Annotated in this window: 23 protein-coding genes; 11 read left to right on the top strand and 12 right to left on the bottom strand. The window is 72.8% G+C overall.

The features are described 5' to 3' along the window. Nucleotides 1–7 precede the first annotated feature (7 nt). The gene (locus DSM104299_RS01760; protein ID WP_272475565.1) at nucleotides 8–568 is read right to left on the bottom strand and encodes a TetR/AcrR family transcriptional regulator; all 561 of its coding nucleotides are present in this window, start codon (nucleotides 566–568) and stop codon (nucleotides 8–10) included. 43 nt (nucleotides 569–611) lie between these two features. On the opposite strand from DSM104299_RS01760, the gene DSM104299_RS01755 reads away from it, so the two are divergent. Further along, a complete protein-coding gene (locus DSM104299_RS01755) occupies nucleotides 612–1,352 on the top strand; it encodes an SDR family oxidoreductase (RefSeq protein WP_272475564.1) in 741 nt (246 codons plus the stop codon). A gap of 3 nt (nucleotides 1,353–1,355) precedes the next feature. Here DSM104299_RS01755 and DSM104299_RS01750 read toward each other — a convergent pair whose 3' ends face one another. The 9 genes from DSM104299_RS01750 to DSM104299_RS01710 all read right to left on the bottom strand — a co-directional run bounded on the left by DSM104299_RS01750 (nucleotide 1,356) and on the right by DSM104299_RS01710 (nucleotide 10,180). Continuing rightward, nucleotides 1,356–2,201 carry a chitosanase gene (locus DSM104299_RS01750; protein ID WP_272475563.1) on the bottom strand — a complete coding sequence of 282 codons (846 nt, stop codon included), beginning with the start codon at nucleotides 2,199–2,201 and terminating at the stop codon, nucleotides 1,356–1,358. A 64-nt stretch (nucleotides 2,202–2,265) separates the two neighbouring features. Further along, nucleotides 2,266–2,775: a heat shock protein transcriptional repressor HspR gene (locus tag DSM104299_RS01745; RefSeq protein ID WP_272475562.1), complete on the bottom strand. Its 510-nt coding sequence runs from the start codon at nucleotides 2,773–2,775 to the stop codon at nucleotides 2,266–2,268. Then, nucleotides 2,772–3,917: a J domain-containing protein gene (locus DSM104299_RS01740; RefSeq protein WP_272475561.1), complete on the bottom strand. Its 1,146-nt coding sequence runs from the start codon at nucleotides 3,915–3,917 to the stop codon at nucleotides 2,772–2,774. Before DSM104299_RS01740 ends, DSM104299_RS01745 begins: the two co-directional genes overlap by 4 nt. Beyond that, nucleotides 3,914–4,531, bottom strand: coding sequence for a nucleotide exchange factor GrpE (locus DSM104299_RS01735; RefSeq protein ID WP_272475560.1), 618 nt, complete (start codon nucleotides 4,529–4,531; stop codon nucleotides 3,914–3,916). The genes DSM104299_RS01740 and DSM104299_RS01735 overlap by 4 nt, the downstream gene beginning before the upstream one ends. 3 nt (nucleotides 4,532–4,534) lie before the next feature. Continuing rightward, a complete protein-coding gene (gene dnaK, locus DSM104299_RS01730; RefSeq protein WP_272478124.1) occupies nucleotides 4,535–6,505 on the bottom strand; it encodes a molecular chaperone DnaK in 1,971 nt (656 codons plus the stop codon). Between the two features lie 177 nt (nucleotides 6,506–6,682). After that, entirely contained in the window at nucleotides 6,683–7,585 is a 903-nt protein-coding gene (locus tag DSM104299_RS01725) for a diguanylate cyclase (protein WP_272475559.1), read from the bottom strand. 90 nt (nucleotides 7,586–7,675) lie between these two features. Then, entirely contained in the window at nucleotides 7,676–8,575 is a 900-nt protein-coding gene (locus DSM104299_RS01720; protein WP_272475558.1) for an ATP-grasp domain-containing protein, read from the bottom strand. Beyond that, entirely contained in the window at nucleotides 8,572–9,288 is a 717-nt protein-coding gene (locus DSM104299_RS01715) for an endonuclease III domain-containing protein (protein ID WP_272475557.1), read from the bottom strand. The genes DSM104299_RS01720 and DSM104299_RS01715 overlap by 4 nt, the downstream gene beginning before the upstream one ends. Further along, nucleotides 9,281–10,180, bottom strand: a complete 900-nt coding sequence (locus DSM104299_RS01710; RefSeq protein ID WP_272475556.1) for a carbohydrate kinase family protein — start codon at nucleotides 10,178–10,180, stop codon at nucleotides 9,281–9,283. Before DSM104299_RS01710 ends, DSM104299_RS01715 begins: the two co-directional genes overlap by 8 nt. Nucleotides 10,181–10,407: 227 nt before the next feature. Between DSM104299_RS01710 and DSM104299_RS01705 the strand changes: the two genes are divergently transcribed. The 9 genes from DSM104299_RS01705 to DSM104299_RS01665 all read left to right on the top strand — a co-directional run bounded on the left by DSM104299_RS01705 (nucleotide 10,408) and on the right by DSM104299_RS01665 (nucleotide 19,177). Next, complete coding sequence (locus DSM104299_RS01705) at nucleotides 10,408–10,845, top strand: CAP domain-containing protein (RefSeq protein ID WP_272475555.1); 438 nt, start codon at nucleotides 10,408–10,410, stop codon at nucleotides 10,843–10,845. 16 nt (nucleotides 10,846–10,861) lie between these two features. Beyond that, a complete protein-coding gene (locus DSM104299_RS01700; RefSeq protein WP_272475554.1) occupies nucleotides 10,862–12,418 on the top strand; it encodes a hypothetical protein in 1,557 nt (518 codons plus the stop codon). A gap of 111 nt (nucleotides 12,419–12,529) precedes the next feature. Further along, on the top strand, nucleotides 12,530–13,282 hold the full coding sequence (locus DSM104299_RS01695; RefSeq protein WP_272475553.1) for a phosphatase PAP2 family protein: 753 nt from the start codon (nucleotides 12,530–12,532) through the stop codon (nucleotides 13,280–13,282). A gap of 18 nt (nucleotides 13,283–13,300) precedes the next feature. After that, nucleotides 13,301–13,906 carry a CDP-alcohol phosphatidyltransferase family protein gene (locus tag DSM104299_RS01690; protein ID WP_272475552.1) on the top strand — a complete coding sequence of 202 codons (606 nt, stop codon included), beginning with the start codon at nucleotides 13,301–13,303 and terminating at the stop codon, nucleotides 13,904–13,906. A gap of 161 nt (nucleotides 13,907–14,067) precedes the next feature. Beyond that, complete coding sequence (locus tag DSM104299_RS01685; protein ID WP_349294612.1) at nucleotides 14,068–15,198, top strand: inositol-3-phosphate synthase; 1,131 nt, start codon at nucleotides 14,068–14,070, stop codon at nucleotides 15,196–15,198. A 406-nt stretch (nucleotides 15,199–15,604) separates the two neighbouring features. Then, on the top strand, nucleotides 15,605–17,590 hold the full coding sequence (locus tag DSM104299_RS01680) for a PHP domain-containing protein (RefSeq protein ID WP_272475550.1): 1,986 nt from the start codon (nucleotides 15,605–15,607) through the stop codon (nucleotides 17,588–17,590). 99 nt (nucleotides 17,591–17,689) lie between these two features. Further along, the gene (locus DSM104299_RS01675; protein WP_272475549.1) at nucleotides 17,690–18,295 is read left to right on the top strand and encodes a uracil-DNA glycosylase family protein; all 606 of its coding nucleotides are present in this window, start codon (nucleotides 17,690–17,692) and stop codon (nucleotides 18,293–18,295) included. Next, nucleotides 18,268–18,984: a hypothetical protein gene (locus DSM104299_RS01670; protein WP_272475548.1), complete on the top strand. Its 717-nt coding sequence runs from the start codon at nucleotides 18,268–18,270 to the stop codon at nucleotides 18,982–18,984. Before DSM104299_RS01675 ends, DSM104299_RS01670 begins: the two co-directional genes overlap by 28 nt. A 10-nt stretch (nucleotides 18,985–18,994) precedes the next feature. Continuing rightward, complete coding sequence (locus DSM104299_RS01665; protein WP_272475547.1) at nucleotides 18,995–19,177, top strand: hypothetical protein; 183 nt, start codon at nucleotides 18,995–18,997, stop codon at nucleotides 19,175–19,177. Between the two features lie 37 nt (nucleotides 19,178–19,214). Here the strand turns inward: DSM104299_RS01665 and DSM104299_RS01660 are convergent, their stop codons facing one another. Beyond that, a complete protein-coding gene (locus DSM104299_RS01660; RefSeq protein ID WP_272475546.1) occupies nucleotides 19,215–19,556 on the bottom strand; it encodes a nuclear transport factor 2 family protein in 342 nt (113 codons plus the stop codon). A gap of 11 nt (nucleotides 19,557–19,567) precedes the next feature. Beyond that, the gene (locus tag DSM104299_RS01655; protein ID WP_272475545.1) at nucleotides 19,568–20,509 is read right to left on the bottom strand and encodes an alcohol dehydrogenase catalytic domain-containing protein; all 942 of its coding nucleotides are present in this window, start codon (nucleotides 20,507–20,509) and stop codon (nucleotides 19,568–19,570) included. A gap of 136 nt (nucleotides 20,510–20,645) precedes the next feature. Between DSM104299_RS01655 and DSM104299_RS01650 the strand changes: the two genes are divergently transcribed. After that, complete coding sequence (locus DSM104299_RS01650) at nucleotides 20,646–22,094, top strand: MFS transporter (protein WP_272475544.1); 1,449 nt, start codon at nucleotides 20,646–20,648, stop codon at nucleotides 22,092–22,094. The last annotated feature ends 8 nt before the right edge of the window (nucleotides 22,095–22,102 follow it).

Below are 22,102 nucleotides of genomic sequence, written 5' to 3'. Positions count from 1 at the left end.
ACGAAACCTACCCAGCGGCGCGGGCGAGCAGGCCGGCGACCGCGTCGGCGGCCGCGTCGTCCAGCGGCGCGGTCCCGACGATCAGCCGGTACCAGAGCAGTCCGAAGACCAGATCGACGAGCAGCGGGACGCGCTCGGCGGGGACGTCCGGCGCGAGGACCGACGCCAGGACCGCGCGCCGCGCCGCGAGGAACGCCCCGAAGCGCTCGCCGAACTCGGGGTCGCGCTGCGACTCGGCGGCGAGGACCTTGAGGAACGCGGCAGCGTCGGGGTCGCTGGCGCCGCGGAAGGTGTCGCGCAGGAACGCGCGCAGGCGATCCGGGAGCGGCCCCTCGACCGGGATCGCGACCTGCTCCGCGCCCCACTCGATCAGCGCCTCCAGCACGACGTCGGCCTTCGACGGCCACCAGCGGTAGATCGTCTGGCGCCCGACGCCGGCGGCGCGCGCGATCGCGCCGATGCTCAGCGCGGGATAGCCGTCCTCGCGCAGGAGGCGCTGGGTGGCGGCGAGGATCGCCCGGCGCGTCTGGTCGTTGCGCTTGGGACCGGTGTGCGGGCGGTCGGCCATGGAGTCGAGACGGAGTGTATCGACACGGTGCTACAGTCGAGACATGACGACTCGACAAGGTTCGGACCTCGACGGCCGGCGCGTGGTGATCGCGGGCGGGACGTCCGGCATCGGCGAGGCCGCCGCCGCGGCGTTCGTGGGGCTCGGCGCGCGGGTCCTGGTGACGGGACGCGACGCTGACCGGCTGGCGGCCTCGACGGCGCGCTCGGGCGCGTCCGGGTTGGTGGCGGACGCGGGCGATCCGGCGGGCCGCGCGGCGCTGGCGGACGCGGCGGGCACGATCGACGTCCTGGTCCTCGCGTTGAGCGGCGCCTCGGGCGCCGGGCCGTTCGCGGAGTTGGACCTCGGCCGGCTGCGCGCGGCCTTCGACGGCAAGCTCTGGCCGCAGCTGGAGGTGCTCCAGGCGTTGTTGGGGCAGTTGAACGAGGACGCGGCGATCGTCTTCGTGACCGCGACGTCGGCCCGCGCCGCGATGCCGGGGACGACGGGGCTGGCCGCGCTCAACGGCGCGCTGGAGTCCGCGATCGGCCCGCTGGCGACCGAGCTCGCGCCGCGCCGCGTCAACGCGATCTCGCCCGGCGTGATCGACACGCCGTGGTGGTCGACCATGCCCGCCGAGGCCCGCGCGGCCACGCACGACGGCATCGCGGCGACCGTGCCGGCCGGCCGCGTCGGGGCGGCCGAGGACGTCGCGCAGGCGATCGTCTTCGCGGCGACCAACCCCTACATGACGGGCGTCGTCGTGCCGGTCGACGGCGGGCTGATCCTGGCCCGCGGCACGTGACGCTCAGCGCGTGAGCGTGAACACGTTGTCGCCCCACGGGTCGACGGCGAGCGGCGGCTCCAGGTCGGCGTGCCCGGCGCGCAGCAGGTGCGCGAGCGCGTCGACCCGGCCCACGGAGTCCGGCCAGTCCACGCGCCGCGCGCGGTTGTGCGGCGCGAGCAGGTCGGCGCGGCGGACGGCGAGGAAGGTCATGAGCCACCGGCGCTCGGTGATGTGGGGGGCCGCCGGCAGGCCACGGGCGCGGCGCCGCGTGCGCGCGACGAGCGCCGGCAGCCCGTCGGCGTCCTGGGCGGTGCCGTGCTCGATGGCGGTGTCGTAGAAGATCGCGACGGCCAGCGGCGTGCGCAGGCCGATGGCGGCCGCGCGCTCCGCGGCCGGCTCGAAGTACAGCTCGTCGACGACGTCGTCCTGCGCCGCGCGGAACGCCATGTCGCGCGACGCCGCGCGCCAGGCGGCGACGAACCGGCGGCCCAGCCCGTCGGTGCTGGCGCTGCCGCTGGCCGCGCGCCGGCGCAGCACCGGCAGGTAGGCGACCAGCCCGTTGTCGGGCCGCCGCTGCGCGTAGGCCTCGACCGTCTCCAGCATGTCCCCCGTCGCCGAGCAGAACCCCGCCCGCCCCGCGGTCAGCCCGCAGCCGTCGTGGAGATCCTCGATGTAGTCGTAGCGGATGGTCGGCGAGCTGTTCTCGAAGATGCTGACGAGCTCGTCGGCGACATGCCGCTGCGCCGGGGTGAGCACGTTCGCGGCCGGGGTCGCCATGCTGGCCGACGCCGAGACGAGCGCCACCAACACGCCCAGCATCAGCCCTCGCGACCACGCGCTCACCACACCCGGGCTGATCGACCGCATCGGGGCGAATCTATAGGGGTTGGTGGGGGTGGCAGAGAGCGCCTACGGGCGGCGCGACCGGCGCTCAGCGCGACGGCTGCTCGCCGTCGCGCTCCACCGGGATCCGGCGAGGGCCCGGGGGTGGCTCCGGTGACGGCGAGGCCGGAGGCATGCGGTGCTGGGGCACGATGTCGCGGGTGTGCTTCAGCGGTACGAGCTCGCCGCCGCGCAGCTCGCGCTTGACGGCTTCGATCTGCTCGGTCATCTCGGCCTGGAGCTCGGTCGTCCGGCGCTCCAGCGCGTCGACGCGGCGGCGGGCGCGATCCAGCTCCTGCTCCAGGCGCAGGACGTGCTCGACCCCGGCCAGGTTGAGGCCGAGGTCGTTCGTCATCTCCTGGATGCGCCGCAGGCGCTCGACGTCCTCGTGCGAGTACAGCCGCGTGCCCTTCGGGGAGCGCTTCGGCTCGATCAGGCCGCGCTGCTCGTACATCCGCAGCGTCTGCGGGTGCATCTCGGCCAGCTCGGCGGCCACGGAGATCATGAAGACCCCGCGGTCGCTGCTCACCGTCACGGTCGTCCGGGTCGTGCGCCTCATGAGAACAGCCTCGCTCTCGGGTCGTCGCCCATCACTTCGGACAGCTTCTCGACCGCCTCGGACTGCTCGGCGCTGAGCGTCGCCGGGACGTCGATGACGAACTTGTAGTGCAGGTCGCCCCGGCGGGTGGGACCGGCTCCGAGCTTCGGCGGGCCCTCGCCGCGCAGCCGCTGCACGGTCCCGTGCTTGGTCCCGGGCGCGACCCGCAGCTTCTTGCGCCCATTGAGCGTCGGCACCTCGACGTCGGCGCCGCGGATCGCCTCCGGGATCGTCAGCGGGACCTCGACCTCGAGGTTGTCGCCCTTGCGCTCGAAGATCGGCGACGGCGCGACATGGGTGACGACGTACAGGTCGCCGGGCGGCCCGCCGTTGCGGCCCGCCTCGCCCTTCCCCGCCAGCCGGACGCGCGAGCCTTCGCGCACCCCCGCCGGGATGTTCACCTTGTAGTTCTTGACGGTCTTCTGCTGGCCGGCGCCCGCGCACGTGGGGCACGGGTCGTCGATGATCGCGCCCGACCCGTGGCACCGCGAGCACGGCTGCGAGATCGAGAACAGCCCCTGGCCCTGGGACTCGATGCCCCGCCCGTTGCACTTCGGGCACACGCGCGGCGACGTCCCCGGCTTGGCGCCGGTGCCGCGACATGTAGGACATGGCTGCGTCGTCGCGACGCTCAGCGGGATCTGCGCGCCGGTGATCGCCTGCTCGAAGGAGATCGCGACCGAGGACTCCAGGTCCTTGCCGCGCTCCGGCCGCGGACCGCCGCGCGGCGGCTCGGACGTGCGCGCCCGTCCACCACCCGCGGTCCCGCCGCCCTCGCCGCGGAAGATGTTGTTGAAGATGTCCTGGAAGCCGCCGAAGTCGCCCGCGGAGAACCCTCCGCCCGCGCCGCCGCCGGCCGCGCCCCCACCCGCGCCGCCGCCCATGCCGAAGAGGCCGCCGCGGTCGTACTGCTTGCGCTTGTCCGGGTCCCCGATCAGGTCATAGGCCGCCTGGATCTCCTTGAACCTCTCCTCGGCGACCGCATCACCCGGGTTGTGGTCCGGGTGATGCTGGCGCACCAGCTTGCGGTGCGCCTTCTTGATCTCGTCCTGGGACGCCTTGCGATCGACCCCAAGGATCTTGTAGGGGTCGCCGGCGGTCATGCGGCTACCACGACCTTGGCCGCACGGAGGATCTCCTCCTTGTAGCGGTACCCGGGCTGGTAGACCTGCGCGACCGTGCCGGTCGCGGCGCCCTCGACGGGCGCCTGCGCGACGGCCTCGTGCTGGTGCGGGTCGAACGTCTCGCCCACGGGCGAGAACTGCTCGATGCCGACGCGCGTCAGCGCACCCAGCAGCTCCTGCTGCACCAGGCGGATCCCCTTGGTGAGGTGGTGCTCTTCTGTCGTCACCCCGGTGACGGCCTTGGCCGCGTGCTCGGCGGCGGCCTCCTCGGCCTCGGCCGCGGCCAGCGCCCGGTCCAGGTTGTCCAGCGACGGCAGCAGCTCGCGCGCCAGGCGCGCGACGCCACGGGCGCTTGCGACCTCGACGTCGCGACGCGCGCGCTTGCGGATGTTGTCCGTCTCGGCCGCCGCCCGCAGGTACAGGTCCTTGAAGTCCGGCTCGGCCGTCTCCGGCTCCGGCGCCTCGGCGGCCGCGTCCTGCGCGAGCCCCTCGATGCCGTCGTCGACCGGCGCCGTGGCCTCGGGCGCCGGAGTCTCCTCCGGCGCCTGGACCTCGTCAGCGTGGGCGGCGCGCGTCTCGCGCTCCTCGCTCATGGACTACTTGCCCTCGTCCACGACCTCGGCGTCGACGACGTCCTCCTCCGAGGACCCGTCGGCGCTGGCGCCGTTGCCGGTGCCACCGGCGTCGGCATCGTCGGCCGCGGCGGCCTGCTGCTGCTGGGCCTTCTCGTACATGGCCTCGGAGACCTTGTGGAAGGCGGTCTGCAGCGCCTCGGCCTTGGCGTTGATCTCGTTCGGGTCCTCCGAGGTCAGCGACTCGCGCACCGCGGTGATCGCGGCCTCGATCTCGGTCTTGGACTCCGGGTCGACCTGGTCGCCCAGGTCCTTCAGCTGCCGCTCGGCCTGGTAGGCCGCGTTCTCGGCGTTGTTGCGGGCCTCGGCCAGCTCGCGCGCCTTCTTGTCCTCCTCGGCGTGCGTCTCGGCGTCGCCGACCATCGACTTGATCTCGGCGTCGGACAGGCCGGAGCCCGCCTTGATCTCGATCTTCTGCTCCTTGCCGGTGCCCAGGTCCTTCGCGGACACGGCGAGGATGCCGTTGGCGTCGATGTCGAACGTGACCTCGATCTGCGGGATGCCGCGCGGGGCCGGCGGGATCCCCGTCAGCTGGAACTTGCCCAGCGACTTGTTGTAGTTGGCCATCTCGCGCTCGCCCTGCAGGACGTGGATCTCGACCGACGGCTGGTTGTCCTCGGCCGTCGAGAAGACCTCGCCCTTGCGGGTCGGGATCGTCGTGTTGCGCTCGATGAGCTTGGTCATGACGCCGCCCTTGGTCTCGATGCCCAGCGTCAGCGGGGTCACGTCGAGCAGGAGCACGTCCTTGACGTCGCCGCCCAGGACACCGGCCTGGATCGCCGCGCCGACGGCCACGACCTCGTCCGGGTTGACGCCGCGGTGCGGCTCCTGGCCCGTGAGGTCCTTGACCTTCTCCTGCACGGCCGGGTTGCGGGTCATGCCGCCGACGAGGACCACGTGGTCGATCTTGTCGGCGCCCTTGGCCTTGGCGTCGTCGAGCGCCTGGCGGACCGGGACCACGACGCGGTCCAGCAGCGCCGCGGTCAGCTCGTTGAACTTCGCGCGGGTGATGCGGACGTCGAGGTGCTTCGGTCCGCTGCCGTCGGCGGTGATGAACGGCAGGTTGATCTGGGACTCCTGCGCGGTGCTCAGCTCGATCTTGGCCTTCTCGGCCGCCTCGTAGAGCCGCTGGAGCGCCATGGGATCGGCGGTCAGGTCGATGGCCTGGTCCTTCTTGAACTCGCCGGCCAGCCAGTCGACGATCGCCTTGTCCCAGTTGTCGCCGCCGAGATGGTTGTCACCGGCGGTGGACTTGACCTCGAAGACGCCGTCGCCGATCTCCAGCACCGACACGTCGAACGTGCCGCCGCCGAGGTCGAAGACGAGGATCGTCTGGTCGGTGTCCTTGTCGAGGCCGTAGGCCAGCGACGCGGCCGTCGGCTCGTTGATGATGCGCTTGACGTCGAGGCCGGCGATCTTGCCGGCGTCCTTGGTCGCCTGGCGCTGGTCGTCGTTGAAGTAGGCGGGGACGGTGATGACCGCGCCGTCGACCGTCTCGCCGAGGTAGGCCTCGGCGTCGGCCTTCAGCTTGGCGAGGATCATCGCGCTGATCTCGGGCGGCGAGTACTGCTTGCCGCCCGCGTCGATGCGCGCGTCGCCGTTGGGGCCGGCGACGACCTTGTAAGGGACGATCGACTCCTCCTCGCGCACCTCGGCCTCCTTGCGGCCCATGAAGCGCTTGACCGAGAAGACGGTGTTCTGCGGGTTCGTGACGGCCTGCCGCTTGGCGACGGTGCCGACGAGCCGCTCGCCGCTCTGCGCGAAGGCGACCACGGACGGCGTGGTGCGCCCGCCCTCGGCGTTCTCGATGACGGTCGGCTCGCCGCCTTCGAGGACGGCCATGCACGAGTTCGTCGTGCCGAGGTCGATGCCGATGGTCTTGCCCATGTCGGGGTGTGGCTCCTTTGCCTGTCGGGTCGGGTCCTGCGGAAAGATCTGAGCGCCAGTGTAGTAGATTTTTGTCGCCCCTCGATCTCAGCCCGGAATGCTGGACGGCTGACCGTGGGCCGCGACAGGGTGAGCGCAGACGGGGCGGCCGACCGCGGCCAGCGACGGTCGCGCCGCACACCGCAGCGGAGGCGCGTGTGCCGAGGGCGGCGGAGGGCGCGTGGCTCAGGCCGCGCGGACCGCGCGTTCCAGGACGACGCGGTCGCGGCCCGCGGCCTTGGCCGCGTAGAGCGCGCGGTCGGCGCGGGAGACGAGGACGTCGAGCTCCTGGCCGGTCCAGGCGGCGACGCCGATGCTGACGGTCATGGCGAGCGCCTGGTCGTCGGCGGCGATCGGGGTGCAGGCGATCGCGTCGCGCAGCGACTCGGCGACGGCGGCGGCGCCGTCCGGCGTGGTCTCAGGCAGCGCCACCACGAACTCCTCGCCGCCCCAGCGGCCGACGACGTCCTCCCGGCGCACGCGCTCGCGCAGGCGCGACGCCAGCTCGCGCAGGACGATGTCGCCGACGGCGTGGCCGTGCTCGTCGTTGACCAGCTTGAAGCGGTCCGCGTCGATCAGGAGCAGGGCGAGTTGATGGCCATGCCGGCGCGCGCGGCTGATCAGGACGTCGATCTGCCGGCTGGCGCCGCGGCGGTTGGGCAGCTCGGTCAGCTCGTCGCGGTAGGCGAGGTCCTCGAGGTCGTTGTACCGCCTCAGCGCGAGGTCGAGCATCTGGCGCGACCGGTAGGCGACGCGCACCCGCGCGATCAGCTCGGGCGCGACCCTCGCGCCCGTCCACACGTCGACCGCGCCATCGCGCAGCGCTCCGACCACGTCCTCCACGTCGGCGCCCGGGTGCAGCAGCACCACGGCGACGCCCAGCAGCTCCGGGTCGCCGGCGACGTCGCGGACCAGCAAGCGCCCGCCGCCGTCCAGCGCGTGGTCGAGCAGCACCACGTGCGGGCGCTCGGCCCGGACCGCCTCGGCGGCCGCGACGCGCTCGTGGCACGACACGACCTGCGCGCCGACGCCGGTCAGCAGCGCGTCGGCATCGGCGCACACCTTGGCGTCGCGATGCGCGACGAGCACGCGCACGTGCTTGAGAGGACCGCTGCCAGACATGACGGAGGTCCCATTCCCACTCCAACGCTCCATGAACCTGACAGTGTGCCTAGGCAGTCAGCGCGCAGGTAGATGTTGGCCCAGAGCGGCCGCAAAATCCGACAGACGTCCAGGGTCGCCGCCGAAGAACAGCGACGGCTCGGTCAGCTCGAGCTCCAGCAGCAGCGGCGCGCCGTCGGCGTCCTCGACCACGTCGACCCGCGCGTAGGTCAGCGACCCGTCGCCGAAGCGGTCCTCCATGTGCGCCACGATCCGCTCGCCCAGCGCGCGCTCGGCGGCGGTCGCCGCGCGCGGCTCGATCGTCTCGGCCGCGAAGACCTCGGACGTCGGGTCGGCGCCGCGCGCGAGCAGCGGCCCCTTGTGGATCGCGTGCGAGAACGTGCCGCCGAAGAACAGCAGCGCGGTCTCGCCGCGCGCGTCGACCGAGGCGACGTAGGGCTGGACCATCGCGGTGCGCCCGCTGGCGTGGATCGCCGCCACCAGCGCGGCCGCCCTCCCGGCGTCGTCCTCGCCCTCGAACCGCGCCGTGTCGCGCGACCCCGCGCTGACGGTCGGCTTGACCACGTAGTCGCCGGCGGCCGCCGCGACGAACGCCTCCCCCGGCTCGACCAGCGCCGTCGGCACCACCGGCAGACCCGCGTCGGCGAGCTCGCGTAGGTAGCGCTTGTCGGTGTTCCACTCCAGGATCGCCGGCGGGTTGACGAGCCGGTCCCCGATCCCGCGCGCCCAGGCGAGGTACTCCTCGCGGCGCTCCTGGTAGTCCCACGTCGACCGCACGACAACCAGGTCGTACATCGACCAGTCGACCGCCGGGTCGTCCCAGATCGCGAACGCGACGTCGCCCTCGATCGCGTCCGGGAGGCCGGCGTCGTCGGCGTCGCCGTCTGGGAAGAACGAGCAGGTGGCGAGGGCTACGCGCGGCGTTGGCGCATCGCCGCCCGGCGCAGGTGGTGTCATCGGCTATAGACCTGGCGAAACGCGGGACATGAAGATCTCAACGTACAAGCCCCGCACGCGGGCCTCTGGGCGTGGCAGGTGCGGCGCCCATGGCGCAGCAGGTTGACGTGGAGCTCGAGCTCCGCGCGGGGCGGCGTGAGCGCGAGCATCGCGTCGTGCAGCTCGTCGAACGGCGCGCCCGGACGCAGCAGGTGCAGGCGCATCCCGACGCGCGAGACGTGCGTGTCGACCGGGATGTCGCGCAACCCGTAGGAGAACAGCAGGACGCACGCCGCGGTCTTGCGCCCCACGCCCGGCAGCGCGCACAGGAAGTCGCGCGACTCGGGCACCGGCGCGTCGCGCATCCAGGCGAGGTCCAGGCTGCCGGCGACCTTGTTGGTGTCCTCGATCGCGACCAGGATGTCGTGGATCCGCCGGGACTTGACCTTGGAGATCCCGCCCGGCCGGATCGCCTCCTCGACCTCGGCGACCGGCGCGGCGCGCACCGCGTCCCACGCCGCGAACCGCTCGCGCAGCCGCAGGAACGCGACGTCGCGGTTGCGGTCGTTGGTCGACTGCGAGAGCACGGTGAGGACCAGCTCGCCGAGCGGGTCGGCGTGGGGCGGCGCGAGCGGCACGCCGTAGACGTCGCGCAGCTTCTCCCGGATCCGGGCGACCCGCGCCCGCGTGGGCGGGCGCCACACGTCACGGCGGATCGTCGCGACGTCAGGCAAGCGCCCCGTACCGCTCCGTCGCCCGTGCGCCCTCGGCCATCGCGTCGGGCAGCATCGCCGCGATCGACGCCGGGTAGAAGCCGGTGCGCGCGAGCGCGGCCAGCAGCACGCCGGTGACGGCGTCGCCGGCGCCCGTGGCGTCCACCGGCCGGGCGGGCACGCCCTTGACGTCGCGGTCCAGCCCGCCGCCGCGCAGCAGCGCGCCGTCGCCGCCGCGCGTCACGACCACGTGCGCCGCGCCCGCGGCCACCAGCGACCGCGCCGCGGCCTCGACGTCGAGCTCGCCCGTGAGCGCCAGCGCCTCGTCGGCGCTGCACTTCACCAGGAACGCGCGCTCGACCAGCGGGCCGACGACCTCCACCGCCGCCGACCGCGACCGCCAGCGCGCGAAGCGCAGGTCGGGATCCAGGATCACGGGCTTGCCGTCGCGCAGCGCCCGGTCGCGCGCGGCGAGCGTCATCGCGCGCTCCTCCTCGCCCACCAGCGTGTTGGACGACAGGAGCAGCGCGTCGCACGCGTCGACCGCCTCCAGGAGCCGGTCGCCCAGCCCGGTGATCGCCGCCGCCGATCCCGTGCCGTAGCGCGTGAGCGACGGCTGCGCCTCGGCGTCGACCGTCACGAACGCGACCGGCGTCGCGACGTCCTCGCGCCGGTCGAACCACGTCAGGTCGACGCCCTCGGCCGCGAGCCGCTCGGCCAACCAGCCGCCCCAGGCGTCCGCGCCCACGCCGCCGGCCAGCGCGACGTCGGCGCCGCGCCGCGCCGCGGTCACGGCGACGTTCGCGATCGCCCCGCCGAAGTGCGGCACGAACGCGCCGGCCTCGGAGATCGAGCTCACCGGGCGTTCGCAGACGAGGTCGACGAGCGCCTCTCCCACGCAGAGGATCCGCATCGGCCGCCCAGGCTACCCGCGCCGGCGAGCCTGGGAAGAGACGTGCAGTTCTTCACCGTCGCGACAGGGCGTCGATCTTGTCGGGGAGATAGGGTCCCCCGCCTCGGCAGGGGATGTCCGCCACTTCCCGAACCGAGAACCGGCCGTGGCAGCGGTCGAACCGAATTGTTGTAGGGCATGGACTGCCCGTCCCGATCCGATCATCCCCGGACCCGGAGTCTGCGCCCATGCCCGTTGCTGCACCCCCGCCCGTGTACGCCGCCTCGACCTCGGCCGAGATCGCGATCGTCCGCGAGATCAACCGCATCCGGCGGACGCACCACCTCCCGACCGTCAAGCTGACCGCGCCGCTGGCGAAGGTCGCCCGCCGGCACTCGTCGCTGATGCTCAAGCACGACGCGCTCAGCCACTCCTCCTTCGACGGCTCGTCGTTCTCGACGCGTCTCGCCCGCGCCGGCAAGCGCCGCCAGTACGGCGAGACGCTCGCCTGGGCGCCGACCGGCTCGCACGTCACCGCGAAGGTCCTGCTCAAGCTGTGGCTGACGTCGGCGCCGCATCGCGCGGTCCTGATGAACGGCAAGCTGCACCGCGTCGGCGTCGGCCGCGTCTACGGCTCGATGGGCCGGCAGCGCGGCAACGCGATCACCGCGGACTTCAGCTCGTAGTCTCGGCGGCTCGCTCGTGAGCCGCCGCCTCCCGCCATCGTGGGTGCTCGCCGCCGTCCTGGCGGCGATCTACCTGATCGTCGACCCGCCGTCGGCCGACCTCGCCGCCCAGACCTACCGGACCGGGCTGTTCGAGCACGCGGGGTTCGTGGTCTGGGACAACGGCTGGTACGCGGGCCATCACAACCCGGCCTACTCGATCCTGTTCCCGCCGCTGGCGGCGTGGACGTCGCCGCAGCTCGTGGGCGCGATCAGCGCGGTCGTCTCCGCCTGGGCGTTCGAGCGCATCGTCGGCGACGCGCGCGGCGCCCGGCCGGCGTCCTACTGGTTCGCGACCGCGACGCTCGTCTCGCTCGTCACCGGCCGGCTGACGTTCGCGCTCGGCCTGGCGCTGGCGCTGCTGGCGGTGCTCGCGCTCAAGCGCGACCGCCTCGTCTGGTGCGGGATCGCGGGCGCGCTGAGCGCGCTGGCCAGCCCCGTCGCGGCCGCGTTCCTGGCGCTCGCGCTGGTCGCGTGGTGGTGGTCGCAGCGCCGGACGCTCGCCACCGCGCTGCTGCTCGCGGCCGCGCTCGTCCCCGCGCTGGCGCTGAGCGTCCTGTTCCCCGAGGGCGGCTCGTTCCCGTTCACGCTCAGCGCGTTCCTGCCGACGCTCGCCGGGACGCTGCTCGTGATCGCCGTGCTGTGGCGCAGCGCGTCGCGCACGCTGCGCGCCGGCCTGGTCCTCTACGCGCTGCTGCTGCTCGCCAGCGAGGCGCTGTCGACGCCGATGGGCGGCAACGCCGTCCGGCTCGGCGCGATCCTCGCCGGGCCGCTCGCCGCCCTGACCCTGTGGCCTGACCGCCGCCGCGCGCTCGCGCTGCTCGTCGTGCCGCTCGTCTACTGGCAGGTCGCGACGCCGATCGACGACGTGTGGCGCGCGCGCTCCGACGACTCCGTCCACGCGTCCTACTACGACGGCCTGCTCACGTTCGTCAAGGGCGAGCAGGCCGCGCACGGCCCGTTCCGGATCGAGATCCCGTTCACCGACAACCACTGGGAGTCGGCCCGCGTCGCGCCGACCGTCCCGCTCGCGCGCGGCTGGGAGCGCCAGTTGGACCGCAAGGTCAACGGGCTCTTCTACGACGGCCGGCCGCTCACGCCGGCCCGCTACCGCGCCTGGCTGGACGAGAACGCCGTCCGCTACGTCGCGCTCGCCGACGCGCCGGTGGACTACTCCGCCGCCGAGGAGGCCAAGCTCGTCCGCGACGGCGCCGCGCCGTACCTGCGCGAGGTCTGGCATGACCCGCACTGGAAGGTCTTCGCGGTCGACCGCCCGGCGGCGCTCGCCGACGGCGGCGCGCGCGTCACCGCGATCGACGCCGACCGCGTCGACCTGATCTCGCCGCGCCCCTCCGCGACCGTCCACCTGCGCGTCCGCTGGTCGCCCTATTGGCACCTCACCCGCGGCGCCGGCTGCGTGGTCAAGGACGGCGACTGGACCGCCCTGCGGCTGACCCGCCCGGGCCCCGTCCGGATCTCCGCCGGCTTCGCGCTCGACCGGGTCCGCGCCACCGCCCCGCGCTGCACGAGCTGAACCCCGGCGTTCCGGTTAGCGGCTGTTAGGTGTGGGCACCCCTACTGCGCGGAGGCTGAGAGGCGCGATAGGCTGGTCCATTCCATGCGGGTCGGCCTCCCCTCACGCCTCATGGAACGGGTCTTCCCCCACGGTCCGTTCGACGTCATCCGCCAGGTGCTCCTGTTCGCCTCGGCGTACTACGCGTACCGTCTCACCCGTGGCGCGATCGACGACCCGCAGGGCGCGTCAACCGCGTTCCAGCACGCCCGCCACCTGATCTCGCTCGAGCAGGCCACCGGCCTCTTCATCGAGCCGACGATCCAGACGTGGAGCGGCGGCTGGGGCTTCGCGACCGATGTCGCGAGCTGGATCTACATCAACGCCCAGACCACGGTCTGCCTCGCCGCGCTGATCTACATCTACCTGTTCCACAACGAGCGCTTCTACTTCGTGCGGAACATGTTCATCGTCGGCATGGCGATCGCGCTGGTCGGCTACATGGTGTACCCGACGGCGCCGCCGCGGTTCTTCCCGGAGCTCGGCTTCCAGGACACCGTCTCGACCTTCACCGGCGTCGACCACAACGACGTCAAGGTCAACGCGCTCTTCAACCCGTACGCCGCCGTGCCGTCGATGCACTGCTGCAACGCGCTGCTGATCGGCTGGTCGCTGGCGCAGCTCGTGAAGTGGCGCTCGCTGCGGATCTTCTGGGCGCTGTACCCGCTGATCATGTTCTGGGTGGTCGTCTCCACGGGCAACCACTGGGTCATGGACGCGGTCCTCGGCGCAGCGACCGCGGCGCTGAGCTTCTACGCTGCCAAGTGGCTCGCGCAGAAGCGCCCGGAAGCGTGGGCCTTCACGCCCGCCAAGGCCACGGCCTAGAACCTTCCCCCAGACACCATGTCAACTCCTTCTTCGCGCGAGCGGCGCGAGCTGGTGCGCAACCGCCTGATCGAGTCGCGCCTCACGCCCAACGCCATCTCGCTCACCGGCTTCGTGCTGTGCGTCGTCGCCGCCGCCCTCGTCACCCAGCGGCTGTTCTTCCTCGCCGGCGTGGTGTTCATCGTCGGCTCCGTCTGCGACACGCTCGACGGCCGCTACTCCCGCATGTCGGGCAAGGGCTCGCCGTTCGGCGCGTTCCTGGACTCCACGCTGGACCGCATCGAGGAGGGCGTCGTCCTGACGACGGTCGCCGCGTACTTCGCCTCGCGCGACATGCAGTTCGCGGTCGCGGCCTGCGTCGTGGCGGTCCTGGCGTCGCTGATGGTCTCCTACACGCGGGCCCGTGCCGAGGCGCTGGGCGTCGAGTGCAAGGTCGGGATCGCGACCCGCGCGGTGCGTGTGGTGATCCTCAGCATCGGCCTGTTGTTCGCCAAGGGCGCGGGTCTGGCAGACTTCGAGTTGCTGGAACCCGCCGTGTACGTCCTCGCGGGCCTCAGCACGATCACCGTCCTGCAGCGGATCTTCCACGTTCGGAAGGCGTTGACCGAGCCGGCAGCCCTGTAACCGGAGCGCCGCGTCGGGATAGTTGATCCCTGACTTCTTAGGAAAGGCACTCCCTCTTGAGCACCAACGGCACCAACGGCATCACCGCGCCGAAGAAGACGGCTACGGCCCCGGCGACGAACGGCTCCGCGCGCTACCAGCGCGACAAGGTCCGCGTCGCGATCATCGGCGTCGGCAACTGCGCGAACTCCCTCGTCCAGGGCGTCTACCACTACGCCGACGACGAGCGCAACGAGACCATCCCCGGTCTGATGCACAACGACCTCGGCGGCTACCACCCGCGCGACATCGAGTTCACCTGCGCCTTCGACATCAACAAGCTGAAGGTCGGCAAGGACCTCGCGCAGGCGATCTGGGCCAAGCCGAACGACACGATCAAGTTCACCAACAAGGTCCCGAAGAAGCTCGACGTCCCGGTCTACCGCGGCATGACGCACGACGGCCTCGGCAAGTACCTCTCCCAGAAGATCGACAAGGCGCCCGGCGAGACCGCCGACATCGTCAAGATCCTCAAGGAGACGCACACCGACGTCGTCGTCTCCTACCTCCCGGTCGGCTCCGAGCAGGCGACCAAGTGGTACGTCGAGCAGATCCTCGAGGCCGGTTGCGGCTTCGTGAACTGCATCCCGGTCTTCATCGCCCGCGAGGACTACTGGGACAAGCGCTTCAAGAAGGCCGGCCTCCCGATCATCGGCGACGACATCAAGTCCCAGGTCGGCGCCACGATCACGCACCGCGTGCTGGCGCGGCTGTTCCACGAGCGCGGCATCAAGCTCAAGCGGACGTCGCAGCTCAACGTCGGCGGCAACATGGACTTCTACAACATGCTCGAGCGCGAGCGCCTGGAGTCCAAGAAGATCTCCAAGACCAACGCGGTGACGTCGATCGCCGGCCTGGACCTCCCGGCCGACGACGTGCACGTCGGCCCGTCGGACTACGTGCCGTGGCTCACCGATCGCAAGTGGGCGCACATCCGCCTCGAGGGCGAGGCCTTCGGCGGCGTGCCGCTGACCGCCGAGCTCAAGCTCGAGGTCTGGGACTCGCCGAACTCGGCCGGCATCGTCATCGACGCCGTCCGCCTGGCCAAGCTCGCCCTCAACCACGGCGTCGGCGGCCAGCTCGACGGCCCGTCGTCCTACCTGATGAAGTCGCCGCACACGCAGCGTCCCGACGACGAGGCGCGCGACGCGACCGAGAAGTTCATCGCGAAGTACCACGTCAAGAAGGCCCTGACCTCGCCCCGCGGCGCGGCCAAGCCGGCAGCGCGCAAGCGCGCGGCAGCCAAGGCGTAGTCCTTCCCGCATCATGTTGCACCGAACGGCCCGCCTGCGAAGGCGGGCCGTTCGTGTTTGGGGGTGGCGTGCGGGCGGGCGGGCGCGCGGCCCCGGTGCGCCGCGCGGCGTCGGGCGTGACCCGCGGGCGGAGTGAACGGCACGCAGGTGCCCCATGTGCCACCTGTGTGCCGTCGACCTCGGCCCTCCGCAGCTTCGCCGCACTGCCGGCACGTTGACGGGGATGTTCCCGGTCAAGTCGACCGCGACTGCCGCGACCGTCGACGCTCCCCCCACCTCCCGGTGGCTGCTCGGGCGCAGCACGGCGTCGAGATCGCAGCGCGCCACGCAGCTCCGTCGCGGCCGACGCGGTGATGGCGCCGCCGGTGAGGAGGCGCGTGGGCCGCGAGGCGGTGGCGCTGTGGTGGTGGGCGCGCAGCGGCCGACGCTGAGCGCGGCGGCGACGGTGGCCTATGCTGAGCCGGTGGATCCGCTGGCGATCGTCCAGGTCAGTCCCTATCCGTGGGAGGACCGGCACGAGGTCAACACGTATGTCGCCCGGTTGAGCGAGGAGCTCACCGCGCGCGGGCATCGTGTCGTGGTCGCGGCGCCGTCGCGCGATGAGGAGGCGGTCCGGGTCACGCGGCGTGCGATCCGCAACGGCGACGTCCTCGGTGAGCCGGGTGAGGTCAGGGTCCTCGCGGTCGGCGAGGTGCTGCCGGTCCCGGGCAACGCCAACGGCGCGTCCAACGCGATGGGGCGCCGGCGCCCGGCGGTCCCGATCGACGTCGCGCGCACCGTCGAGGAGCTGCTGCTGGTCTCCGCCTTCGACATCTGCCACGTCCACGAGCCGTTCGCGCCGTCGGTCTCCTCGGTCGCGCTGCGGCACTCGCGCGCGCTGAACGTCGGGACGTTCCACGCCCCGGCCGAGCGCGTCGTCGCCACGCAGGTCGCGCGCAAGCTCGTCACGCTCGTCTTCGGCCGGCTCGACGCGCGCCACGCCGCGTTCGGCGCCACCGCCGACCTGCTCCAGCGCTTCTTCCCCGCCGGCTACGAGCTGGCGCGCCCCGGCACCGGGCCGGCGACCGCCACCCCGCGCGTCGCGCGCGCCCCCGGCGCGCCGCTGCGCCTGGTCTTCGTCGACGTCGAGGAGCGCCCGGCGCTCCGGCTGTTCCTGCGCGCGCTGCGCCGCCTGGGCACCGACCTGCCGTGGGAGGCGACGGTCCTCTCCGCGTCCGGCCCCTCGTCCTCGACGCCGCTGCGCGCCGAGCTGCGCGAGCGCGTCCGCTTCGTCGACGCCGCCGGGCCCGAGGCCGAGGACGCCGCCCTGGCCGCCGCCGACGTCCTGGTCGCCGCCTCGGCCGGCGCGCTGCCCGCCCCCGCGCTCGTGATGCGCGCCACCGCCGCCGGCGCGATCCCGGTCCTCTCGCGGCTGCCCGTCTACGAGGAGCTCGCCGACACCGACGGCCTGCTGTTCGAGCCCGGCGACGTCGAGGTCCTCGCCGCGCAGCTCGCGCGCCTGATCGAGGACGACGCGCTGCGCACCCGCCTGAGGGCCGACGCGGGGCGGGCGGGCCGCATCCGGCCGTGGTCGGCGCTGGCCGAGGAGGTCGAGGCGTCCTACGCGCGCGTCGTCGCCCGCCGCCACGACCTCGAGGGCGACCCCGAGCTGTGGGAGCGCATCAAGGACCGCCGCCTGGTCGACGTCGACCTGCACATGCACACCGACCACAGCGGCGACTGCGCCACGCCGGTCGAGCACCTGCTGGCGACCGCGCGCGAGCAGGGCCTCGGCGCGATCGCGGTCACCGACCACAACGAGGTCTCCGGCGCGTTCGAGGCGCAGGAGAAGGCCGCCGAGTTCGGCGTGAAGATCATCGTCGGCGAGGAGGTCAAGACCGCGTCCCAGGGCGAGGTCATCGGCCTGTTCCTGACCGACAAGATCCCGCGCGGCCTCACGCTCGAGGAGACCGTCGCCGAGATCAAGCGCCAGGGCGGCCTCGTCTACGTCCCGCATCCGTTCGACCGCATGCACGCGGTCCCCGACTACGAGCACCTGCTCAAGATCGTCGACGACGTCGACGCGATCGAGGTCTACAACCCGCGCGTGGCGATCGGCTCCTTCAACGAGGAGGCGGAGCGCTTCGCCGCCAAGTACCAGATCGTCCGCGGCGCGGGCAGCGACTCGCACGTCGCCGCCGGCCTCGGCTCGGTGCGGATCCGGATGCGCGACTTCGACGGGCCCGAGGAGTTCCTGGAGTCCCTGCGCCATGCGGAGATCTCCACCAAGTCGGGCACGCTGCTCTACGTGCAGGCGCTGAAGTTCCTGGAGACCCGGGCGACCCCGAAGGCGGCGCGGAGGGCCCGCCGCGACCGCCGCATCCGGCGCGCAAGCCGGCGGGGGGCGGCCTGAGATGATCACGACCGCTCTCGCCGGGTTGTGCCGGCGGCAACGCAAGGGCTGATGCAGTCGCAGGGGCCTCCTCCGGGACCGTCGAATCTCGGATCGTCCATGCCCGCGACTGACGACGAGATCCGTGAGAAGTACCTCGAGCGCGCCATCCGCGAGCTCAATGGCCTGACCCGGGAGATCCAGGGGTGCGACTCCTGCCCACGCGGCGGGATCATGCCCGTCCTGGGGTCCGGCCACCCGCAGGCCGACGTCTTCCTGCTCAAGCACGCGCCGATGCCGTCGGAGGTCGAAGAGGGCGTCGCCTTCTACGGCCGCTCCGGCACGGCGTTGATGAAGGCGTTGAAGCGCCTGCAGGTCGATCCGCTCGCCGTCTACGGCACGCTGTGCGTGAAGTGCCCCGTCGGCGATCCGTCGCTGGCCGACCCCGCATGCGTGGCGCGCGTGATCGAGGAGCTGGCGATCGTCCAGCCCAAGGTCGTGGTCGTGATGGGCGAGGACGCGCTGACGGCGCTCAACGACCTCGACGTGCCGCTGGCCCGGCCGCTCGAGTACGTCCCGGGCGCGCGGCAGCAGCTGACGCCGTCCATCGACGCGATCGTCACGCCGAACATCGACGAGTGCCTCGACGAGGAGGACGCCAAGCGCGCCTTCTGGTCCGCCTTCCGGGTCCTGGGCGAGTGGTACGCGGACTTGCCGCCGTACTAGGGACGTTCGTCGCGGCGCAGGCGTACTTCCTGCTCGCGCCCTCGCTCCCGACCATCAGCGACGTCGACACGTCGATCGTCGTGGCGTTCAGCGTCGGCGCGGCGTTCGCCTACGCGTGCATGGCCGCCATCGTGCCCGTGTCGGACGTGCCGCCGCTGCTATGGCTGGCCGCCGCCGGCCTGCTGCTGCTCGTCGCCGGGTTCAACGTCGCCGACCTCGGCGCGGCGGCCACGCCGACCGAGGCCGTCGGCTACGCGGCGTTCGGCGCGATCTTCGCGGTCGGGCTCCTGGCGCCGTCGCTGGCGATCGCGCTGCCGATCTTCGTGGCGGTCATCGACGTGATCTCCACGTTCGCCGGCGGACCGTCCGAGACGCTGGGCAACGCCGGGATCACGCAGCGCGGCGACCCGCTGTCGCTGGAGATGCCGGACTGGGGCACGCACCTGCCGGCGGGGCGCCTCGGGATCTCCGACGCCGTGTTCGCCGGCGTGTTCCTCGTCTACGCGCGCCGATACGGGTTGCGGCCGCGCGCGACCGCGATCGGCCTGTGGGTGAGCGCCGTGATCGCGATCGTCCTGAAGGTCTGGCTGGACCGCGCGATCCCGGTCCTGCCGATCTCCGCGGCCGCCTACTTCCTGGTGAACATCGATCGCATGCCGGCGTTGCTTCGGGCCGCCGGGCGGGCGTAGCCTCGCGGTCATGGACCTCGAAGAGCACACGCTGGAGCAGGCGGGCGAGCGCTGCGAGGAGTGCGGCGCCACCCTGACCGCGCGCGAGCTGGAGCTGACGCTCGAACGCGGCGGGCCGACCCTGTGCGCGATCCACCTGGCGGACGTCGCCGACGTGGACCCGGACGACGACCCCGGCGCGCCGGCTACCTGACCAGGCCAGTGCTCCGGGCCGCCCGGAGAATCGGCCCTCAGCCCGTCATCGGTGGGTAGTCGCCCTCGCGGGCGAAGATCTCCACGCCCTGGGCGATGTGGCCGTCGCGCAGCTCGTAGAAGCCGCCGACGTGCCAGATGCCGTCCTCGTCGTCGATCACGGCCCACACCGTCACTCGCTTGCCCTCGGACACGATCCCGCGGATGTCGACACGGGTGCGGCCGCCGTGGAGGCGGTGGGCGGTGATGTAGTCGATGGCGCGGTCGAAGCGGTCGTTGGAGTGCGGCCAGCGGACGACGGCGTGCTCGTGCAGCTGGGCGGACGCGGCCTCCCAGTCGCCCTTGCGGATGGCGCGCCACAGGCGCTCGACGGCGTTCATCGACCAGCCACCTACGCTCCCATCGTCAGGACGATCTTCCCCAGCTTGCCGCCGGCGGCGAAGCGCTCGTAGGCCTGCGCGGCGTCGGCCAGCGGACAGGTCTCGGCGATCGGGACGTCGAGGACGCCGCGCGCGACCAGCGGCAGGACGTGGCGCTCGACGAGGCGCGCGGCGAGCGCCTTCTCCTCCAGGCTGCGGCCGCGGAGCATGGACGCGCTGATGCGCCCGCGCTTGCCCATGAGCGCGCCGAGGTTCAGCTCGCCCTTCGCGCCCGCGGCGATGCCGATCACGACGATCCGGCCGAGCATGTTGAGGGACTTGACGTTGGCCGGGAGGTTGGGCGCGCCGACGAGCTCGAGGATGACGTCGAACGTGCCGTCGACGTCGTCGGGGACGACGACGGTCCCGGCGCCGAGCGCGGCGACGCCCGCGTGATGGTCGGCGTTGCGGACCGACGCGACGACCTCGGCGCCGGTCGCCCGCGCCAGCTGCACGGCCGCGGTCCCGACGCCACCGGCCGCGCCGTGGATCAGCAGGCGCTCGCCGGCGGTCAACCCGCCCTGCGTGAAGAGCGCGTCGTGCGCGGTGGTGAAGACCTCGGAGAAGCCGCCGGCGCGCGGCCAGTCCAGGACGTCGGGGACCGGCATGAGCAGCCGCTCGTGGCAGACCAGCAGCTCGCCCTGGCCGCCGCCGCCGACGAAGCCCATGACGCGGTCGCCGACCGCGAAGCGCGTGGCGTCGGGCCCGCGCTCGGCGACCTCGCCGGCGACGTCGAGGCCCGGGATGTCCTGCGGCCAGCCGGACGGCGCGGGGTAGAGCCCGCGCTTCTGCATCATGTCGGCGCCGTTGAGCGCCGCGGCGCGGACCCGGATCAGCACCTCGCCGTGGCCGGGCGTGGGATCGGGATGGTCTTCGACGACGATCTCGCCGTCGCGGACGGTGGCGGCGCGCATGGCCCTGGAACCTACCCCGCCGGCGTCGTGCCTAGCGTCGCAACCGGCGCGGCCGGGTACCCAGCCGGGCGCGACATGACCTGCATTACCTCGCAGGGAATCGCGAGCGCGCCCGGTCGCCGGCAGTCTGCCGTTGATGACCGCTCCTCCCCAGACCCCCAGTCGCGCCGCCCTGGCCGTCCTGCTCACCGGGACGTTCATGGCGTCGCTCGACACCGCCATCGTCAACGTCGCCGGCCCCGCGATCCAGTCCGACGTCGGCGTCTCGGGCGCCGCGCTGCAGCTCGTGATCTCCGGCTACGCGCTCGCCTACGCGGCGCTCCTGATCACCGGCGCGCGCCTCGGCGACGACCACGGCCACCGCCGCCTGTTCCTCGCCGGCCTGGCCGGCTTCACCCTGATGTCCCTGCTCGCCGGCCTCGCGTGGGCCACGCCGGTCCTGATCGCCGCCCGCATCGGCCAGGGCGTCGCGGCCGCCGCGATGGGCCCGCAGGTGATGACCGTCATCCAGTTGCAGTACGAGGGCGCTGCGCGCATGAAGGCCATGGCGCTGCTCGCGACGGTCGTGAGCGCCGGCGTCGTCGCCGGCCAGGTGCTCGGCGGCGCGCTCGTCGACCTCGACCTGTTGGGCGCCTCGTGGCGCCCCGTGTTCCTCATCAACGTGCCGGTCGGCCTCGCGCTGCTGGCGATCGGCCCGCGGCTGCTGCCCGTCACCAAGCGCCCGAGCGGGCGCCGGATGGACTGGCTCGGCGTCGCGCTGATGACCGACGCCATCGTGTTGGTCATGGTCCCGCTCGTCTTCGGCCACGAGGTCGACTGGGCGTGGTGGACGTGGGCCTCGATGGCCGCCGCGGTCCCGACCGCGCTGCTCCTGGCCCTCCACATGCGTCGCCTGCGGGCGCGCGGCGGGACGCCGGTCGCCGACATGCGGCTGCTCGTCGCCCCGCGCTTCGGCCTCGGCATGGCCGCGACCACCGCGGTGATGATCGCCTACGGCGGCTTCCTGTTCACGCTGACGCTGCACCTCCAGCAGGGCCTCGGCGACTCGCCGCTGCGCGCGGGGCTGACCTTCGCGCCCTACGCGCTCGGGTTCGCCGCGACGTCGCTGACGGTCCCGGCGCTCGCCCCGGAGCTCGGTCGCCGCCTCGCACCGATCGGGCTGGCCGTCTCGGCGGGCGGGTACCTCGGGCTGGGCCTCGTGACCGGCGACGGCACGTGGAGCGACCTCGAGGCGCTGCCGCTCCTGCTCCTGGCGGGCGCGGGCTTCGGCGCCGGCTACTCGCAGATCATCACGCGCTCGATCGCGACCGTCGCGCCGGCGCAGGCCCACGACGCGTCCGGGCTGTTCAACACCATCAACATGCTGGGCTTCGCGCTCGGCGTGGCGACGCTGGGCAGCGTCTTCCTGGGCGCGGTCGGCGCGCCGACGCCGACCGAGACCGGCAGCGCGTTCGAGGTCGTCGCGATCGGCTGCGGCGCCCTCTCGGCGATCGCCGTCGGCTTCGCCGTCGCGCTCGCCCGGGCGGAGCGTCGTACGATCGCGGACGACGCGCAGGATCCCGCACCGGTGATGGTCGCCGCGTGACATCATCG

Origin of the sequence: Baekduia alba (assembly GCF_028416635.1) — a bacterium.
GTDB classification, from domain to species: domain Bacteria; phylum Actinomycetota; class Thermoleophilia; order Solirubrobacterales; family Solirubrobacteraceae; genus Baekduia; species Baekduia alba.
This window is presented reverse-complemented; position numbering and strand designations above follow the sequence as displayed.

Excerpts from the sequence above, each read along its gene's own strand:
- DSM104299_RS01655 (WP_272475545.1), bottom strand. The coding sequence starts at position 20,509 with ATGCGCGCCGCCACCGTCCGCGACGGCGAGATCGTCGTCGAAGACCAT.
- DSM104299_RS01740 (WP_272475561.1), bottom strand. The coding sequence starts at position 3,917 with ATGACCGCCGGCGACCCCTACAAGATCCTTGGGGTCGATCGCAAGGCG.
- DSM104299_RS01720 (WP_272475558.1), bottom strand. The coding sequence starts at position 8,575 with ATGACACCACCTGCGCCGGGCGGCGATGCGCCAACGCCGCGCGTAGCC.
- DSM104299_RS01650 (WP_272475544.1), top strand. The coding sequence starts at position 20,646 with ATGACCGCTCCTCCCCAGACCCCCAGTCGCGCCGCCCTGGCCGTCCTG.
- DSM104299_RS01755 (WP_272475564.1), top strand. The coding sequence starts at position 612 with ATGACGACTCGACAAGGTTCGGACCTCGACGGCCGGCGCGTGGTGATC.
- DSM104299_RS01735 (WP_272475560.1), bottom strand. The coding sequence starts at position 4,531 with ATGAGCGAGGAGCGCGAGACGCGCGCCGCCCACGCTGACGAGGTCCAG.
- DSM104299_RS01675 (WP_272475549.1), top strand. The coding sequence starts at position 17,690 with ATGCCCGCGACTGACGACGAGATCCGTGAGAAGTACCTCGAGCGCGCC.
- DSM104299_RS01745 (WP_272475562.1), bottom strand. The coding sequence starts at position 2,775 with ATGAGGCGCACGACCCGGACGACCGTGACGGTGAGCAGCGACCGCGGG.
- DSM104299_RS01705 (WP_272475555.1), top strand. The coding sequence starts at position 10,408 with ATGCCCGTTGCTGCACCCCCGCCCGTGTACGCCGCCTCGACCTCGGCC.
- DSM104299_RS01750 (WP_272475563.1), bottom strand. The coding sequence starts at position 2,201 with ATGCGGTCGATCAGCCCGGGTGTGGTGAGCGCGTGGTCGCGAGGGCTG.
- DSM104299_RS01710 (WP_272475556.1), bottom strand. The coding sequence starts at position 10,180 with ATGCGGATCCTCTGCGTGGGAGAGGCGCTCGTCGACCTCGTCTGCGAA.
- DSM104299_RS01665 (WP_272475547.1), top strand. The coding sequence starts at position 18,995 with ATGGACCTCGAAGAGCACACGCTGGAGCAGGCGGGCGAGCGCTGCGAG.
- DSM104299_RS01695 (WP_272475553.1), top strand. The coding sequence starts at position 12,530 with ATGGAACGGGTCTTCCCCCACGGTCCGTTCGACGTCATCCGCCAGGTG.
- DSM104299_RS01690 (WP_272475552.1), top strand. The coding sequence starts at position 13,301 with ATGTCAACTCCTTCTTCGCGCGAGCGGCGCGAGCTGGTGCGCAACCGC.
- DSM104299_RS01660 (WP_272475546.1), bottom strand. The coding sequence starts at position 19,556 with ATGAACGCCGTCGAGCGCCTGTGGCGCGCCATCCGCAAGGGCGACTGG.
- DSM104299_RS01760 (WP_272475565.1), bottom strand. The coding sequence starts at position 568 with ATGGCCGACCGCCCGCACACCGGTCCCAAGCGCAACGACCAGACGCGC.